This window comes from Pantoea sp. Taur, from assembly GCF_009830025.1.
GTDB classification, from domain to species: Bacteria; Pseudomonadota; Gammaproteobacteria; order Enterobacterales; family Enterobacteriaceae; genus Pantoea; species Pantoea communis.
In genome coordinates this window covers 100,343-115,541 of record NZ_SZZZ01000011.1, presented here as the reverse complement: position 1 = coordinate 115,541, position 15,199 = coordinate 100,343, and the positions used below count along the sequence as shown (strand labels likewise).

Annotated in this window: 11 protein-coding genes; 3 read left to right on the top strand and 8 right to left on the bottom strand. The window is 54.2% G+C overall.

Annotated elements, in window-relative coordinates; genetic code table 11:
* Positions 1-171: 171 nt before the first annotated feature.
* Positions 172-453 (top strand): peptidylprolyl isomerase PpiC, encoded by a 282-nt coding sequence (gene ppiC, locus FD744_RS15870; protein ID WP_034827827.1) that lies wholly within the window; start codon positions 172-174, stop codon positions 451-453.
* Here ppiC and FD744_RS15865 read toward each other — a convergent pair whose 3' ends face one another.
* On the bottom strand, positions 454-2,514 hold the full coding sequence (locus FD744_RS15865; protein ID WP_160868690.1) for an AsmA family protein: 2,061 nt from the start codon (positions 2,512-2,514) through the stop codon (positions 454-456). It lies immediately after the preceding gene.
* A 61-nt stretch (positions 2,515-2,575) separates the two neighbouring features.
* Positions 2,576-3,349 (bottom strand): cyclic-guanylate-specific phosphodiesterase, encoded by a 774-nt coding sequence (gene pdeH, locus FD744_RS15860; RefSeq protein ID WP_038643818.1) that lies wholly within the window; start codon positions 3,347-3,349, stop codon positions 2,576-2,578.
* Between the two features lie 284 nt (positions 3,350-3,633).
* Between pdeH and FD744_RS15855 the strand changes: the two genes are divergently transcribed.
* Both FD744_RS15855 and FD744_RS15850 read left to right on the top strand, forming a co-directional pair.
* The gene (locus tag FD744_RS15855; protein ID WP_160868689.1) at positions 3,634-4,566 is read left to right on the top strand and encodes a sugar kinase; all 933 of its coding nucleotides are present in this window, start codon (positions 3,634-3,636) and stop codon (positions 4,564-4,566) included.
* A 434-nt stretch (positions 4,567-5,000) separates the two neighbouring features.
* Positions 5,001-5,873 (top strand): alpha/beta hydrolase, encoded by an 873-nt coding sequence (locus tag FD744_RS15850; protein WP_034827823.1) that lies wholly within the window; start codon positions 5,001-5,003, stop codon positions 5,871-5,873.
* A 279-nt stretch (positions 5,874-6,152) separates the two neighbouring features.
* Here the strand turns inward: FD744_RS15850 and FD744_RS15845 are convergent, their stop codons facing one another.
* The 6 genes from FD744_RS15845 to bcsE form a co-directional block, all read right to left on the bottom strand.
* Positions 6,153-7,667 (bottom strand): pitrilysin family protein, encoded by a 1,515-nt coding sequence (locus FD744_RS15845; RefSeq protein WP_058960384.1) that lies wholly within the window; start codon positions 7,665-7,667, stop codon positions 6,153-6,155.
* 245 nt (positions 7,668-7,912) lie between these two features.
* Positions 7,913-9,193, bottom strand: a complete 1,281-nt coding sequence (locus FD744_RS15840) for a dicarboxylate/amino acid:cation symporter (RefSeq protein WP_034827821.1) — start codon at positions 9,191-9,193, stop codon at positions 7,913-7,915.
* A 230-nt stretch (positions 9,194-9,423) separates the two neighbouring features.
* Complete coding sequence (gene hmsP / locus FD744_RS15835; RefSeq protein ID WP_182057602.1) at positions 9,424-11,436, bottom strand: biofilm formation regulator HmsP; 2,013 nt, start codon at positions 11,434-11,436, stop codon at positions 9,424-9,426.
* A 306-nt stretch (positions 11,437-11,742) separates the two neighbouring features.
* Entirely contained in the window at positions 11,743-13,383 is a 1,641-nt protein-coding gene (gene bcsG / locus FD744_RS15830) for a cellulose biosynthesis protein BcsG (protein ID WP_160868688.1), read from the bottom strand.
* Entirely contained in the window at positions 13,383-13,571 is a 189-nt protein-coding gene (bcsF, locus tag FD744_RS15825) for a cellulose biosynthesis protein BcsF (protein ID WP_038643825.1), read from the bottom strand. The genes bcsG and bcsF overlap by 1 nt, the downstream gene beginning before the upstream one ends.
* Entirely contained in the window at positions 13,571-15,118 is a 1,548-nt protein-coding gene (bcsE, locus tag FD744_RS15820; RefSeq protein WP_160868687.1) for a cellulose biosynthesis protein BcsE, read from the bottom strand. The genes bcsF and bcsE overlap by 1 nt, the downstream gene beginning before the upstream one ends.
* Positions 15,119-15,199: the final 81 nt, after the last annotated feature.

Genomic DNA, 15,199 nt, shown 5'->3' with positions numbered 1-15,199 from the left:
AAAGGAGATCCCCTGACGATGTCGAATGGCAGGAATACGACAGGTGGATGAATATCGAAAGCTGATTTAATCAGTCACCGTACCGGGCATTCGCAGCCAACGCACCTGCAATTTGAAGTATGACGGGGATATAATGCGCCGAACATTATACATACATATAGAGTTACCCACATGGCGAAAACCGCGGCAGCTTTACACATCCTCGTCAAGGATGAAGCGCAGGCCAAATCCCTGCTGGCCCAGTTGGAAAAGGGCGCGAACTTCCAGCAGCTGGCAAAAAAACACTCCACCTGTCCATCAGGACGTAACGGCGGCGACCTCGGTGAATTCCGTAAAGGCCAGATGGTGCCCGCCTTTGATAAAGCGGTCTTCTCCTGCCCGCTATTGCAACCTTACGGACCGGTGAAAACCGCCTTTGGTTATCACATCATCAAAGTGCTGTGGCGTAACTGATCACTTTTTACTTTTCATCTGCTGCAACACGTTGCTGCACTGGTTGGCGTCGGTATCACTGGGTGAAATCAGTGCCAGCAGTGCGGCGGCCGGCGCCACCACTGCGCCCAGCGCCACCGCAGCAGCGCCACGTGCGATCAGCGGCCCGGCTTTCACTCCCGCATCCGGATTTTTGAAGGTGCCACGCACATACAGTGGCGATCGCAAGGTGATGATACGAATGCCTTTGCTCTCTGGATTAATGGATAAGTCCAGCCTTTCATTGGCAAAGTTAACGTTGCCGGTGACATTAATCACCGCATTCTCCGTATCCAGCACAAACACTTTCGGCGTGGCGAGACCCTGACGGATATTGAGATCGGTGGCGGCACAGTTGATGCGCACCTCATCATCGCCAAACAGTTTGCCGACCACATAGTTACCGACATTCAGGCCGGCAATTTCCATCAGACTACGGCTGATCAATCCGTCATTCATCAGCAGTTTCAGCTCGCCGTTGCTGGTCCCCAGAATATCCGCCACCGAGTTGCCGGTACCGCTCAGGCTGGCATCGCCGTTTAACTGACCCAGGCTACGCTGCATCGCCGTGACATTCGGGAACAGCTGACGCAGTTGCAGCTTACGCGCATGCAAATCCGCGCGACCGCGCATCGGGCTCTTATCCCCTTCCAGATGAATGGTGGAGTTGATACTGCCGCCTGCCATGCCGAAGCGCAGCGGATCGAGCAGCAGGTCACCGTTTTTCAACTGCAGATGGGTATAAAGGTCGCTAAGCGGCAGCTTGCTGCTGTGTTCGATGCGTTTTCCGCTGAATTTCACATCCGCATCCATCACGTCCCAGCTTTTGGTATCAAACTTGTCATGTGGCAGCACGCGATCGGCCGGTTGCGTTGAAGCGTCACCACGCTGGGCTTTAGCCTGCTGGGTTTTCTCACTGCCCTTGCCCGAATTCACGCCAATCAGCGGGCCTAAATCCGCCATGCGCAACTGGTTCGAGGTTAATTCTCCGGTCAACGTTGGGCGCGGTTTCACCTGGTGATAAGCCAGCGAGCCGTGAATATCGCTATCGCCAATATGCCCATTGAAGTTTTCGTAACGGAACAGCGGCCCTTTCTCTTCATTGAAGCGCGCGATCAAATGGCCGTCAGTTTCGTACGGCGGCGTATCAGGCAGCAGCACGCCGGTTAAACCGTACAGATTCGCCAGCGTATCGCCAGCAAAACGCAGACGCACATCCAGCCCGCCGAGATTTAAAGGATCCTGCAACGTCCCGTCAACGCGCACGCGCGTGGTGCCGTTGCGCACATCCACCTGCAGTGGGAACGGAGTGGTTTTGCTGCGCAACGAGAGCATGCCGCCGATCTTGCCGTCGCCAGTTAATTTCTGATTGTTGTATGTCCCCTCCGCCTGCCAGCCAAAGACAAAATCGCCCGCGCCTTTCTGCTGGTCATTACCGCCCGCTACCTGCGCGTAAGGCACCGGTTTGCCCAGTGGATTAAGGGTGACGGTCACATCGGCTTTATTGATGGCATCGCGATAGCGAATCTGACCTTTGTCGAACAGAATATTATCGAGGCGGAAAGACCAGGCAGAAGGCGGCGCATTGGCATCGCTGTTCTCGCTGCTGGCTAAGTTGAAGGTCCAGTTATTCTTTTTATCCGCCGTCTGCACCAGCCGCGCATCGGGCAGCTGCATTTTAATCCACGGCAAATAAACCTGTTTATGCAGGAGCGCCAGCGGCGCAAGCGTGGCTTCAACGCGCTGCAAATGCACCATGGTGACATCGGGAATATTCGGCGGATTGCCCAGCATAATGTCATCGGCATGCACCTGCGGCCACGGCACCCAACTGCGCCAACCGGGTTCTTCGCGATTGCGCACCCAGGCAACACCCAGATCACCCCGAATGGCGAAAGGCCGGTTTAACTCAGTGGAGACTTTTTGGTTGATGGTTGGCTTCAGGCGGTTCCAGTCAAACGTGGCGATAATCACCACCACCACCACAACCAACAACAATAAAATCCCGAAAACCCAACTCAGGACTTTTCCCGTACGTGACATTCTGCTTCCTCCTTGCCCTCAACGTCTCACATAACTGTAGTCGAGACGTTGCGGATCGGGATCAGGGAAGCTCGAGCGCCAGGGATTCCAGCGTGCTGAAGGGAACAGGCCGCGAGAAGAAATAGCCTTGTGCCGCCATTGCAGGCGAATTGCGCACCTGCTGCCACTCCTCTTCGGTCTCCACGCCTTCAACAATAACGCCGTTGCAATAGCGATTGATCAACGCCAGTAGCATGGAGAACAGCGAGCGGCCTTCATCGGTAGAGCGCAGCAGCATGAACAGTTCGCGCGACAGTTTAATGTAGTCATAGCGCAGCTCAGTCAGCGCAGAGAAGTTTGCCATGCCTGATCCAAAGTCATCAAGCCACAGCGGGCCCAGTTCAGGCATCTTCGCCACCATCTCTTCCTGCGGCAATGCATGGTGCTCCGTGAGTTCAAATCGCACCCAGGGGAGTTGCGTAATCAACTGGCGGATATCGTCATGCTGCTCAATGGCTAACAGCGTCGGACCATCAATATTCACCGAGGCCACCAGCTGACGCTGACTGAAAAAGTGTGACCACTGTAATAACAGCTCAAGCTGTTCCTCGACGACATCAAGGCGCTGCGCGATAGTCAGCGCATCAAAATAGGTTTCGGGCGACAACCTTTTCTCTGGTGCGGAGGGGTGTGTCACCGCAGTCAGTAATTCAATAGCCAGTAAACGGCCGGAGACCTGGTAAATCGGCTGGAAAGTATAGAATCGTTGGCACTGCTGCCAGAAGAAACGCGTTTCCTGTTGTTGCTCCAGTTCAATTGAAATAGGCAGCCGATGACTTAAATTGTTCATCACCATGGTTTTTTCCTGGTAGGTGGTGGGTGCCTGCAAATTGTTTCTCAGCGGCAAGTATCGGCGAGTAACACGATAACTTTATTGGTCTCAGCCACCTCACGAGCAGTTGAGTGTATCAGCGCGTTTCAGGCTTAATCGGCAAAACAAGCGGCGCTTTGTCCGTTAAATCGCCGTGGAAAGTGGGTGCAGGCACCTTAAGTTAAATTAAAACATCGTTTTAAAAACCATTGACAGCTGCCATACCAGACGCGAGACTCGAGGGCAGAATTCACTACAGGCCGAAGACCATGACGCAGAAGAACATTGCCATCATTGGCGAATGCATGATTGAGCTGTCCGAAAAAGGTGAGAACATCAAACGTGGTTTTGGCGGCGACACGCTAAACACGGCGGTTTATCTGGCACGCCAGTCAGATAGCCAGCAGCTGCGGGTGGACTATGTCACCGCGCTGGGCACCGACAGTTTCAGTGACCAGATGATCGCTGCCTGGCAGCAGGAGCAGGTTCACACCCAGCTCATTCAGCGCCTCGACAATAAAATGCCGGGCCTCTATTTCATTGAAACCGACGAACACGGCGAGCGCACCTTCTGGTATTGGCGCAATGATGCCGCTGCGCGCTTCTGGCTGGATGGCCCAGAGTCTGACGCGATTTGCGCCCAGTTGGCCCACTACGATTACCTCTATCTCAGCGGTATAAGCCTGGCGATTCTGCCGGCCACCAGCCGAGAGAAACTGATGGCACTGCTCAGCGCCTGTCGCCAAAACGGTGGCAAGGTCATTTTCGATAACAATTACCGTCCACGTCTGTGGACAGACAAATCCAGCGCGCAACAGGCTTACGCTGAGATGCTACGTCATACCGATATCGCCTTCCTGACGTTGGATGATGAGCACCTGCTGTGGGGTGAACAGCCGCTGGACGCAGTGATTGCACGCACGCGCGAAGCCGGTGTACAGGAAATTGCCATCAAACGCGGTGCCGATTCCTGTTTAGTGGCGATAGGCGATGAGCCGCTGCGTGAAGTGCCCGCCATCAAGCTGGCAAAAGAGAAGGTGATCGATACCACTGCCGCAGGCGACTCTTTCAGCGCCGGTTATCTGGCTGTACGTTTAGCCGGAGGGAGGGCAGAAGATGCGGCCGCGCGCGGTCATCTCACCGCCAGCACGGTGATCCAGCATCGCGGAGCCATTATCCCTTTAAGCGCTATGCCGCAATAACCCTCCCCTCAACATTTCCCAGCGGCGCTATGTCAGGCACGACGCCTGGCGCCGCTGGATATCCGTTGGCACGATGCAGGGCGCCAGTCGTTCACTTTACCGCTGTTGATTTGATAATCACGACTTACACAATGCACAGGATAATTTGCCTTAAATCCCGAGATTACACTGTGAATTTTAACTAACCTCGCCAGCGATCCATCTTTGGCTCATATCCGCCTACGCCAGTTTAGCAACCCTTACCATATCAATTTAAATTCAATAGATTACGGACAGAAATCGGGCCGCCAGGCATAGTCCGAAACTGCAGAAATGGTGGGTTTTCGGCTGGACGCCAGCGCGAAAACAGACCATGTTTTAATCAACAACAGCAGGACGCTGTTAATCCGGCCGCGAACAAAATAATGACAACACGACTCGCTCAGGACTGATTTATGCACACAGAAATCATTAATATCTGGCCACACGGTGATGCGCCAGGCGCGAGTGATTCGCGCGCTCAACCGCAAATCGTCGATCTCGCCAAAGAGTACGAACCCTATGACCGTGCCGCGACCGGCGTGCGTTGCCCTGAAATGGCGATCTGGCATCCGGAAACCTCCAACGGCATTACGCTGCTGGTGGCGCCCGGCGGCGGCTATCAGCGAGTGCTGATTGACCGTGAAGGCAGTGCCCTCGCCACGTTCTTCACATCGATGGGGTATACGCTGGCAGTGATGACTTATCGCCTGCCCTACGATGGCCATCACGAAGGTCCCGATGCCCCACTGGCCGATGCACAACGTGCGGTGCGCGTGTTGCGCGATCGTGCGCAGCGCGGCATGAACGGTAAATACATTGTGATGATGGGCTTCTCAGCGGGTGGGCACGTGGCTGCCAGCCTGGGGACGCGTTTTGGTGAGAAAATTTATCCAGTGCAGGATCAGGCCGACAGCTTCTCGCCACGTCCAGATGCCATGGTGCTACTCTACCCGGTGATCAGCATGCGCGACGGTCTGGCACACGAAAGCTCGCGCACTCGCCTGCTCGGCGCATGGCCGGATCAGAGGTTGATTGATGCGTATTCCATGGAAACGCGCGTACATGCGCAGACACCGCCCACGCTGCTGATTCACGCTAGCGATGATGACGCGGTTTCGGTAAACAACAGCATGGTGTTTTTCAGCGCCCTGCGTGAGCACAAGGTGCCGGTGGAAATTCACTTTTATCAGAAAGGCGGCCATGGATTTGGCATTCGCGGCGTCGCGGATCTGCCCCTCGCCAGTTGGCCGATGCTGGTCACCGAATGGCTCCGCGCTAAGACATAATCCCCTTCATAATTTGAACCGCAGCGGCGCTGGCTGCATGCAGTCACCCCAGTCACCGGCTTAAGTCAGTGACTGGCGATGAACATACTTGCCGCCTTACTGCGGCTCAAATTATTTCAGGGATAATTCATGCCCTGAAACGCAGCGACGTGGCTGCATGGATGTGATGTTCAAAAGCGCCTCAAGGCGCTTTTGTGCTGCTACTCAAATTTTTTTGGCGATCTCATATGCCATGAATCATAAGACTTTATGACTCGGCCATGAATGATAAATCCTGCGTCATGACGAGGGTTGAGCCGGGTCGGTCGCACTCGCGCTGCCGTTACTTTCCGGTTTAGCTTCATCAGAAGCCGCCGGTGCCGCAGGCGCATCCGGTACCTTCATCACTTTATCCCAGCCGTCCTGCAGCATCTTCACGTTGGTCTCAGCTTCACCTTGTGGTTGAATCAGCACCATCGTCAATTCCTGCGTCAGCTGCTGGCGCAATTCCTGATTCAGCTGGTCACGCGTCAAGCCACTGAGAAACGCCTGACGCAGCTTTTGATACTGCTCCGGCGCGATATCCACCACCGCATTCTGCTGCGAGCGCAGACGCTGCCCCATCAAGATATCGGTATCCGTGCGCGCATAGGTGGCGAACAGCTTATTCAGTTCCAGCAGCTTCTGCGCCATCAGCGCATCAAACTCATCCTGCGGTAACCCTTTATCACGTACTGCCGCCAGTTCTTTCGCCACCTGGTTCATGTTCTGCGCCAGCGATGCGTTCGGGCTGTCCATGTTGATGGAACACTGCGCACGCTGGTAAAGCACGCGGCAATCAAAGCCCACCTGCACGCTCTGTGCTTTGCTGTCCGCCAGCGCGCGTTGCACATGCCAGAACAGCGCTTCACGCGCCAAATCACTCTGCCAATAGTGCTGTAAGTTCTGTGAGTCACGAATCGGTTGCCACGGCGTATCCCACACCAGCGACAGGCGATCCTGACTCATCCCGCCATTCACCAGATTGACGGGCTGATGCGGCAAAGGAGAGAGCGTAGGCAGCGCTGCGGGCGCAACCCGTTTACCCTTCAGTGCGGAGAAGGTTTTGTTGATTTGTTCTGCCATGCTGCGGCTGTCAACGTTGCCCACCACATACAGGGTCATGCCATCCGGCGTGTACCACTGCTGATAGAAACTGTTGAGCTGTGCAATATCCACCGGCGCACGCGGCTGCTCGCCCGGATCGTGCGCCAGCATCGCTGAACCCTTCAGGCGATAGCGCCACCAGACATCCTGGGTATTTGGCGGCCAGGTGGCAATCGGATCGGTCGCGGTCAGCGCGGTCGAAACCACCTGCTCATTAATGGTCATTTTCCCTGCGGTCGCCGCCAGCCAGTTCAGTGCTTCTTTCAGCAGCTCCGGGCGGTTGTTGGGCAAGCTCAGGTTATATTGGGTGTAATCGTACGATGAGATCGCTGGCGGCAACGGGCGTTGCGGATCCATGGCTTGCTGCCACAGTGCACGCTGTTGATTGGTATCCAGCGCGGTGTTGTGCACCATTGCCAGACGCGGTATCAGATGGCTGAAACCGGTTTGCTGAGCGCTCTCCACCAGTGAACCGGTGTTAACAATCAGACGTAATTCAATACGATCGCTTGGACGTTGTGGCGTGGTGAGTAACTGCCAGCTAAAACCATTGTCCAGTTTGCCTTCCTGCCATGCGGGATCGGGCTGGAGTGTCTCGGCGTGCGCGCCAAAGCCGGATGCCGCAAGGATTAATCCGCCAACCAAAAGTCGAATTCTGGTGCCCTGCATGTGAACCCCTACATAAACAGATCAACGCTCGTTATCGCGACATGTACGGTCACATCATTGGTGACCGGCGCGGCCCATAGCCGCCACGTTTAATGAAGAACAGACTCTTTGACCACAGGAAGGTCAGGATGTCGCGCAACGAGGTAAAAAATCGGGAAAAAAATCAATGGGGTTTATTATGCAAATGCCCGCTGTCAGGGCAAGCGACAGCGGGCATTTCTCAGGAAATTAACGCAAATAGACGATCAGACGCTGGTTTGTGAGGCGTTATTGACCTTTTTCGCTGAAGAAAGCGTCGCTTTCATCTGCTTCTCATCCAGCTGACCGACCCACTTCGCCACAACAACCGTCGCCACGCCGTTACCCACCAGGTTGGTCAATGCACGCGCTTCGGACATAAAGCGGTCGATACCCAGAATCAGCGCCAGACCCGCTACCGGCAAATGTCCGACTGCAGACAAGGTGGCCGCCAGCACGATAAAGCCACTGCCGGTCACGCCCGCTGCGCCTTTTGAGGAGAGCAGCAGCACCACTAACAACGTGATCTGGTGGAAGATATCCATGTGCGCATTGGTGGCCTGGGCAATGAATACCGCCGCCATGGTCAGGTAAATCGAGGTGCCATCAAGGTTAAAAGAGTACCCCGTTGGAATAACGAGACCCACCACCGATTTCTTACAACCCAGCTTCTCCATCTTGTCGAGCATACGCGGCAGCGCAGATTCAGATGAAGAGGTACCCAGCACGATCAGCAGCTCTTCTTTGATGTAGGCAACAAATTTGAAGATGTTGAAGCCGGCCCAGCGTGCAATCAAACCTAACACCACCACCACAAACAGCACGCAGGTGATGTAGAAGCAGATAATCAGCTGACCGAGCTGCACCAGTGAGCCCACGCCGTATTTACCAATGGTAAACGCCATGGCACCGAAGGCACCGATCGGCGCAAGGCGCATAATCATATTGATAACGCCGAAGATCACTTTGGAGAAGCTCTCAATGACGTTGAACATCACAGTACCGGCGTTACCCAGACGATGCAGGGCAAAACCAAACAGAATAGCGAACAGCAGCACTTGCAGGATATTACCGCTGGCAAAGGCACCGATCACACTACCCGGGATAATATCAAGCAAGAAGGCAACAACACCCTGTTCTTGCGCCTGCTGGGCGTAAACCGCCACGGCTTTGGCATCCAAAGTCGCCGGATCAACGTTCATCCCCGCGCCCGGCTGCACCACATTAACCACGACCAGGCCAATAATCAGCGCGATGGTGCTGACAATTTCAAAATAGAGCAGCGCAACTGCGCCAGTCCGTCCAACTGCTTTCATGCTCTCCATGCCGGCAATACCGGTCACCACCGTACAGAAAATCACGGGGGCGATGATCATCTTGATCAGCTTAACGAAACCATCGCCAAGCGGCTTCATTTGCGCGCCTAACTCAGGATAGTAGTGGCCTAACAGGACGCCGATGCCGATGGCAACCAGCACCTGGAAGTAGAGGCTTTTGAACAGTTTCATAACAGGTGTCCAGGTATAGACGGAATTCACCGCCGTTATTATGGAGAACGCATGCGGCAAGCCGCCTGGAAGCGAAAAACCTTACCGATTGCGGGAAAATAACACTCCGATAACAGGATTAATATACCCTTACATTCCTTACAAAAGTTACAAAACTCTAACTATGAACTGAAACGCTTCAGCAAACTATCTGACTGCAATTTCGTGAGGAAAATCAATAAACAATGTGATTATTCAGGATGTGACGAGCTGTCAAGCCAGCGTTGGTTGAAGACGTTAAGAGGGAGCGCTTCAGCGTATAAGTAGCCTTGCCCTATAGTAATTCCGCGTGCCAGCAGCCAGTCTCGCTGCTCATCGGTTTCCACGCCTTCAGCAATAACATCCAGATGAATGATGTCCGCAATCGCCGCGACAATACGCACCATGGTGTCATCATCCGGTAGCGCCGCGACAAAACTGCGGTCCATCTTCAGCTTGTTCACCGGCAGCGCTTTAAACTGATGCAGGTAATTGAGATTGGAATAACCCATGCCAAAATCATCCAGCGCCACGGCCACGCCGGTTTGCTGCAATGAACGCAGCAGCGAAATCGCTTGCTCGGCATCGCCAATCTGCGCGGTTTCGGTAATTTCCAGCACGAAATTGCCGGGTGCAATACGATGGCGCTCCAGCAAGCCCTGCAAATGGCTCACCATGCTGGGGTCACGCAACTGAACTGCCGATATATTGACGCTCAGCGGAATATTGATGCCCAGCTTCTGCCACGCGGCAAGGATGCGGCAGGCTTCTTCAAACACCCAGCGCCCAATCGCGGAAATCACCCCAATCTCTTCCGCGCTGGCGATAAACTCTTCTGACAAACCATAGCTGCCATCCGGCATACGCATACGCAATAGCGCTTCCGCGCCCGCCAGCTCACCGGTTTGCATATTGATTTGCGGCTGCAGATAGAGTGCAAATTGACCATCCTGCAACCCCTGCAGGATATCGTGCTCCTGCGTCAGGCGTTTTTGCGCCCGCTCAGTCAGCGCCGGATCAAAGAACAGAATCTGGTTTTTGCCCTGATGACGCGCCGACATCATGGCCGAGGTCGCGCGGTCGAGTTGCTCGCTGGCACTGACGACGCTGTCATCATGCAGCGCCAGGCCAATACTGGCGTTTGGACGCAGCTGAAGTTGATGCAGGTTCACCGGCTGGTTAATGCGAATCATCAGGTTGCGCGCCAGACGCATGGCGCGGAACGGGTTGTGCGCGCGCTTCATCAGCAGCGCGAAATCACTGGGTCCGGTTTGCGCCAGCAGGGTGTGGTCGTCAACGGTGCTACGAATCTTCTCCACCAGCGTCAGCATCAGGGTGTCGCGCTGTTCATCACTCAGTACACCGTTGGCTTCCTGCAACGTTTCAATACGAATCACCATCAATCCCCACGGCTGACGGCTATGGCGATGACTGGCGTGCTGATCCAGTAACGCAAGGAACAGGGCACGGTTGGGCAGGTCGGTCACGGCAAAATGGGTGGTCATGCGACTCATTTCATCATGAATCGACTCCAGCACCTGTTGATTGCGGTTGTAGCTGCGGATCAGCATGCCGATTTCATCGTCGCGATGATTATGCGGCAGGTCGAGCTTGTGCGTGAGAATGGCCTGCGGTGGCAACTCCTGCAAATCACGCGACAAACTTCTCAAAGGATGGACAATCAGACGATTGATACACCAGCTAATCGACACGGAGAGGATCAGCGCCAGCAGCAAATAGGTAGTGATCATCGTCGATAACGTGCTCAGCAGAAACTGATAAACGCGTGACGAGTCAGCCTGCAGCACCAGATAGGCAATCGGTTTGGGCAGCCCGGTGCGTTCAACCGAATAGAGCGGTAGTGTAATTTGCACCGGTAGCTCGAACAGACGCGCCACGAAACGCGGCACCGGTTTTTCCGGCACAAAATCGGCGTGCAGCGCCTGAAACGCATTCGGCAATACTACATCGGCACGAGACAGGATGCCCGCCGGTTTCAACGTATTCAGGATGCGTTCAGCTTGCGGAATATCGCCTTTCAGAACGGCTTCCGACAGCGGTTGGCGCACCGTGTGCGCGATATTTTCCATCTGCTGGGCGTAGTCAATCCTGCGCTGCTGCACAAAGTGGAATAACTGGATGACGATAAAAATGCTGATGGTCACCATTGCCACGGCGGACACCGTTGCCATCTGTTTTATCGTTAACGAGCGACTGACGCGCAACAAAACCCTCTCCCAACCACTTAAATCGACTATGTATACCCTAAATTATTCAAGGTGCAGGCAGGCGGCAAGGGAATGAATCCCCAGGAGCTTACTCAGGTAAGTGACTGGGATAAATGAGCACAGCCAACGCACCTGCAACTTGAAGAATGACGGGTATAGATGAAATGCGCAGCGAGTATATCGCAGGTCAGCATTTTTATGCGCCGGGATAAAGTCGAAAAAAGGCAGGAAGGGCGAGATAAAGTGGTGATTAGGAATTGTGCACGTTAAAGTCGCGGCGCAAAATTAGCGCCGCGCCCCCTGCTATTGCGGATAAGGCACCCAATCGCCGCCGTTCAGACGAATCCAGGGTTTACCCTGATACATCATCACCACCGCATTATCATTCTCGGACACCACCGGTGATTGCGGCAAATTATCCGCTAACACCGACATATTGACGTTCGGCGCGTTAAACACCTGACCATCCACCACACGGGAAATGATCTCGGAAATCGCCAGCAGACTGGTTGGTGTATCAATGCTCAACGGCTGTCCCTGGTGTGGCGCTTTCATCCCGACAAACTTAATGCCCACCGGCACATGCGTAATGCTCGGGCTGGGAATATCACGCAGACCGGACATCTGCATTTTATCGCCCTGCAGCGCAGCACCGTGCTCCGGTACCACCAGCACCATCACGCGGCGTCCTGATTTCTCCAGATTGGTCAGGAATGTATCCAGCTGATCAAACAGCATTTTAGCGCGCGGCTGCCAGTCAGCGGTGCGCGTGCTGCCGAGTTCGCGCGTGCCGTCATGCAACGGAATCAGGTTATAGAAGGTGGCACTGCGCGCATCGCTGCTTTTAGTCCGATCGTCGAGCCAGCGCTGCATCAATTGCCCGTCATTGAACACTGGCGAACCATCAAAGGAGGTCAATTCTGGCGCAATTCCCGCTTGTGACATCAGCGGTGCCTGCAAATTGCCCTCTTCACGCAGCTCTTTGAGATAGTTACCAAACACGCCGGTATGATCCATCATCAGTTCCTGCTTAAAGCCCAGTTTCGCCAGGTTATCAAACAGATAGCAGCGCTGGTCGGTGGCCTTATACAGATTAGAGTGTGAAGTCTGGCCACAGCTGGCACGCAGCAAACGAATCCCTGCCGGACCGCTGTAGCCGGTGGCAGAGTTGTAGTTGTCCAGCAGGATATCAAAATGCTTCCATAGCGGATGGTCACGCAATTGTGCTACATCCATGTCCGACCATGACAGCGAACAGATGTTAATCACTAGAATATCAAACGGCTGAGAATCCGCGGGCAGCGCATCCGGGAAATGGGTGGCGCGCTGGCGCTCACTGTCGTAGAAACGATTGAGCCAAGAGGTCAGATTGGCACTGGTCGGTGGTGCAGATTGGTCCAGTCCCTCCGGTGCTTTGGTCGCGGCTGGAGGGTTATTCAATGCCACTTCCGGTGTCGCCGCTTTGGTTGGCAGCAGATTCATCGCCGGTCCGGCAATGGTCAGCACGTTAAGCCAGATCAGCATCAGTGAAACCAGCACCGTGATGCGGATCCACTGCGCCACGAACATATAGATCACCAGCAGCACAAAGCCTGCGCCAATCATTTGCCAGTTGATAAAGCGCTCCAGCAGATCGAGCAGATAAGCTGAGGAGAAGCCCGCGACCTGGCTACCCTGGCTCATGATCGAATCCAGCCCCGGCAGCCAGGTGTCATGCCAGAACAGCGCAAAGCCAATCGGCAAGGATACCCAGTGACGCACACGATGCAAACGACGTGACGGCAGCGGGAACAGCAGCCACGCCAGGAACACCAGATTGCTCAGCGCATGAAAATTAAGGTAGCCGTACCACAACAGACCAAATTTGATCAGGAAGTAGAAATTCCAGCCGCCGAGACCGCGCCACCACGAAGCGTGCAGCGTCGAAGGTTTGTTATCACTCATTACGGTTTGGTATCCGTTTTAGCAGATTTGCGTTGCCACTGCCCTTCCGACTTCAGCGCACGCGGTGGCAGCAGACGCATCAGCAGGCTGGTGCTACTGCGCGGTAACCAGCGCACAAACAACGATTTCAGGAACAGTAAAATTAATAACAGCAGGATCGCCACCTGCACCCAATCCATCAGTGTCATCAGCGGCGATCTCCATCAAGATTGAGAACAATAGGTTGCGGGGTTTGCGCCCCACGCAGGTCAGAAGCGGACACCTTGTTTGCACGCGGGGCCTCAATCGGTGCCATCGGCACTTCACGCTGCGCCACCGGCGTCAGCTGGCGAATCTTGTGCACTTCCGACAAAATCTGGTTGTCCTCGAACCACACCACGCGGTTACTAAACAACTCATCGTGCGGCAGCGAGAAAATCGATTTCAACGCAATATCCAAATCGTTGAAGCGGCAGGATGACAGAAACAGATAGATGCGATCGTTAATCAGCGTCACCAAATCACCAAAACGACGCGGTTTACACAGCGTCAGAATCTGCTCGGGTTTCAGCTGCGGCACCGGGCGCAATGCCACCATCAGCCCCTTGTCGTTTTCCGGCAGCAGCGTATTACTCATCAGCTGCTGTACCGCCGAGCAGAACGGCTCCAGCTGCAAATACCCTTTTTGCTGCAGCGGCTGTAATGCCTGCATCAGCGCGGGCAAGTTGGCCGGAACATGACGCGTAAACTGCTGGCCCTGAATCCCTTCCAGCGTGGTGAGAAAGCGTGACAGCGTTTGAGCGCCGGGCACGATGGCATTGACGCCACATGCCAGCAATAATCGCTCATCGCTATACCTAAGACTGGTACTGATTTCGCGTACCACAATCTTTAATGCGTTACCGCGTGAGCGGCGCAAACTGTGGACCATTTTTGCCAGGGCATTGATATCCTGGTTATGGGCCAGACTAAAAATGACCGTGGCGGCGTTGGCCTGTTGCGCACGCGAAAATACGCTTTCATTATCGCTAAACAGCTGCCACTGGCTGGAAAGCGGCGGTGCGCCTTCCAGCACCCCTTCTTGTGCCAGAAATTGATTTTCATCATTAAGGCTAAGGGGGGTGGTTTGCTCAACGTCATTAATGGTAATGAATTGATTATCATTACAACTCAGGCGAATCGCACGGTCAGCCAGTAATTTGTCTGCGGAGTACCACCAGTTAATTCGATATTGCCAGCTATCCTGTTGAAATTCTAAATGTGCGACACCATCAAGTTGGCGAAAATAACGCTGTAGATGGTTACGCAGATGAATAATCGACGCCCCCGAGGTGATCAGTAACAGCGTGATTTGTTTTTTGATCAACAACCGCCGCATGCGTTTCACCCAAAGCGTGAGTTCATCCTCGGATAATTTACTCCACTGCGCAGCGTTGCTGTAAAACAGCACTAAACCACTGCGGCTATTCAGTACACGCGCGAAATCATTCTCCAGATGCTGCAGGCCGGTTTTATTGGCCGGCAGCGAAAATAAGGGAATGCGCGCTGGGCCCGTCAGTGGGTCCGGCGTAAGTAAAGACTGAGGCTTCTCATCTGAACTGACCAGGGTTGCCGCCTGTTGATGGCTCACCACCTGACGCAGCAGTACCCGCGCGTCTTCCTGACGCTGACTGGTAATCCAATAAAACCCCGGATTTTGCAGGGTAACTAATTCCTGCTGAACCTGTTGTAGGCCAAGCGCATAGCGATTTTTCATATTTGTTTCGCGATCAGAACAATCCAGGCTAGTTTAATATAGACGGCAACGATTGGAACTGCTGAAATAATTAAAACCTGC

Bases quoted from the DNA above. Each gene is read 5' to 3' on its own strand.
- bcsE (WP_160868687.1), bottom strand. From the start codon at position 15,118: ATGAAAAATCGCTATGCGCTTGGCCTACAACAGGTTCAGCAGGAATTA.
- FD744_RS15855 (WP_160868689.1), top strand. From the start codon at position 3,634: ATGACGCAGAAGAACATTGCCATCATTGGCGAATGCATGATTGAGCTG.
- FD744_RS15850 (WP_034827823.1), top strand. From the start codon at position 5,001: ATGCACACAGAAATCATTAATATCTGGCCACACGGTGATGCGCCAGGC.
- FD744_RS15840 (WP_034827821.1), bottom strand. From the start codon at position 9,193: ATGAAACTGTTCAAAAGCCTCTACTTCCAGGTGCTGGTTGCCATCGGC.
- ppiC (WP_034827827.1), top strand. From the start codon at position 172: ATGGCGAAAACCGCGGCAGCTTTACACATCCTCGTCAAGGATGAAGCG.
- bcsG (WP_160868688.1), bottom strand. From the start codon at position 13,383: ATGAGTGATAACAAACCTTCGACGCTGCACGCTTCGTGGTGGCGCGGT.
- FD744_RS15865 (WP_160868690.1), bottom strand. From the start codon at position 2,514: ATGTCACGTACGGGAAAAGTCCTGAGTTGGGTTTTCGGGATTTTATTG.
- bcsF (WP_038643825.1), bottom strand. From the start codon at position 13,571: ATGACACTGATGGATTGGGTGCAGGTGGCGATCCTGCTGTTATTAATT.
- FD744_RS15845 (WP_058960384.1), bottom strand. From the start codon at position 7,667: ATGCAGGGCACCAGAATTCGACTTTTGGTTGGCGGATTAATCCTTGCG.
- pdeH (WP_038643818.1), bottom strand. From the start codon at position 3,349: ATGGTGATGAACAATTTAAGTCATCGGCTGCCTATTTCAATTGAACTG.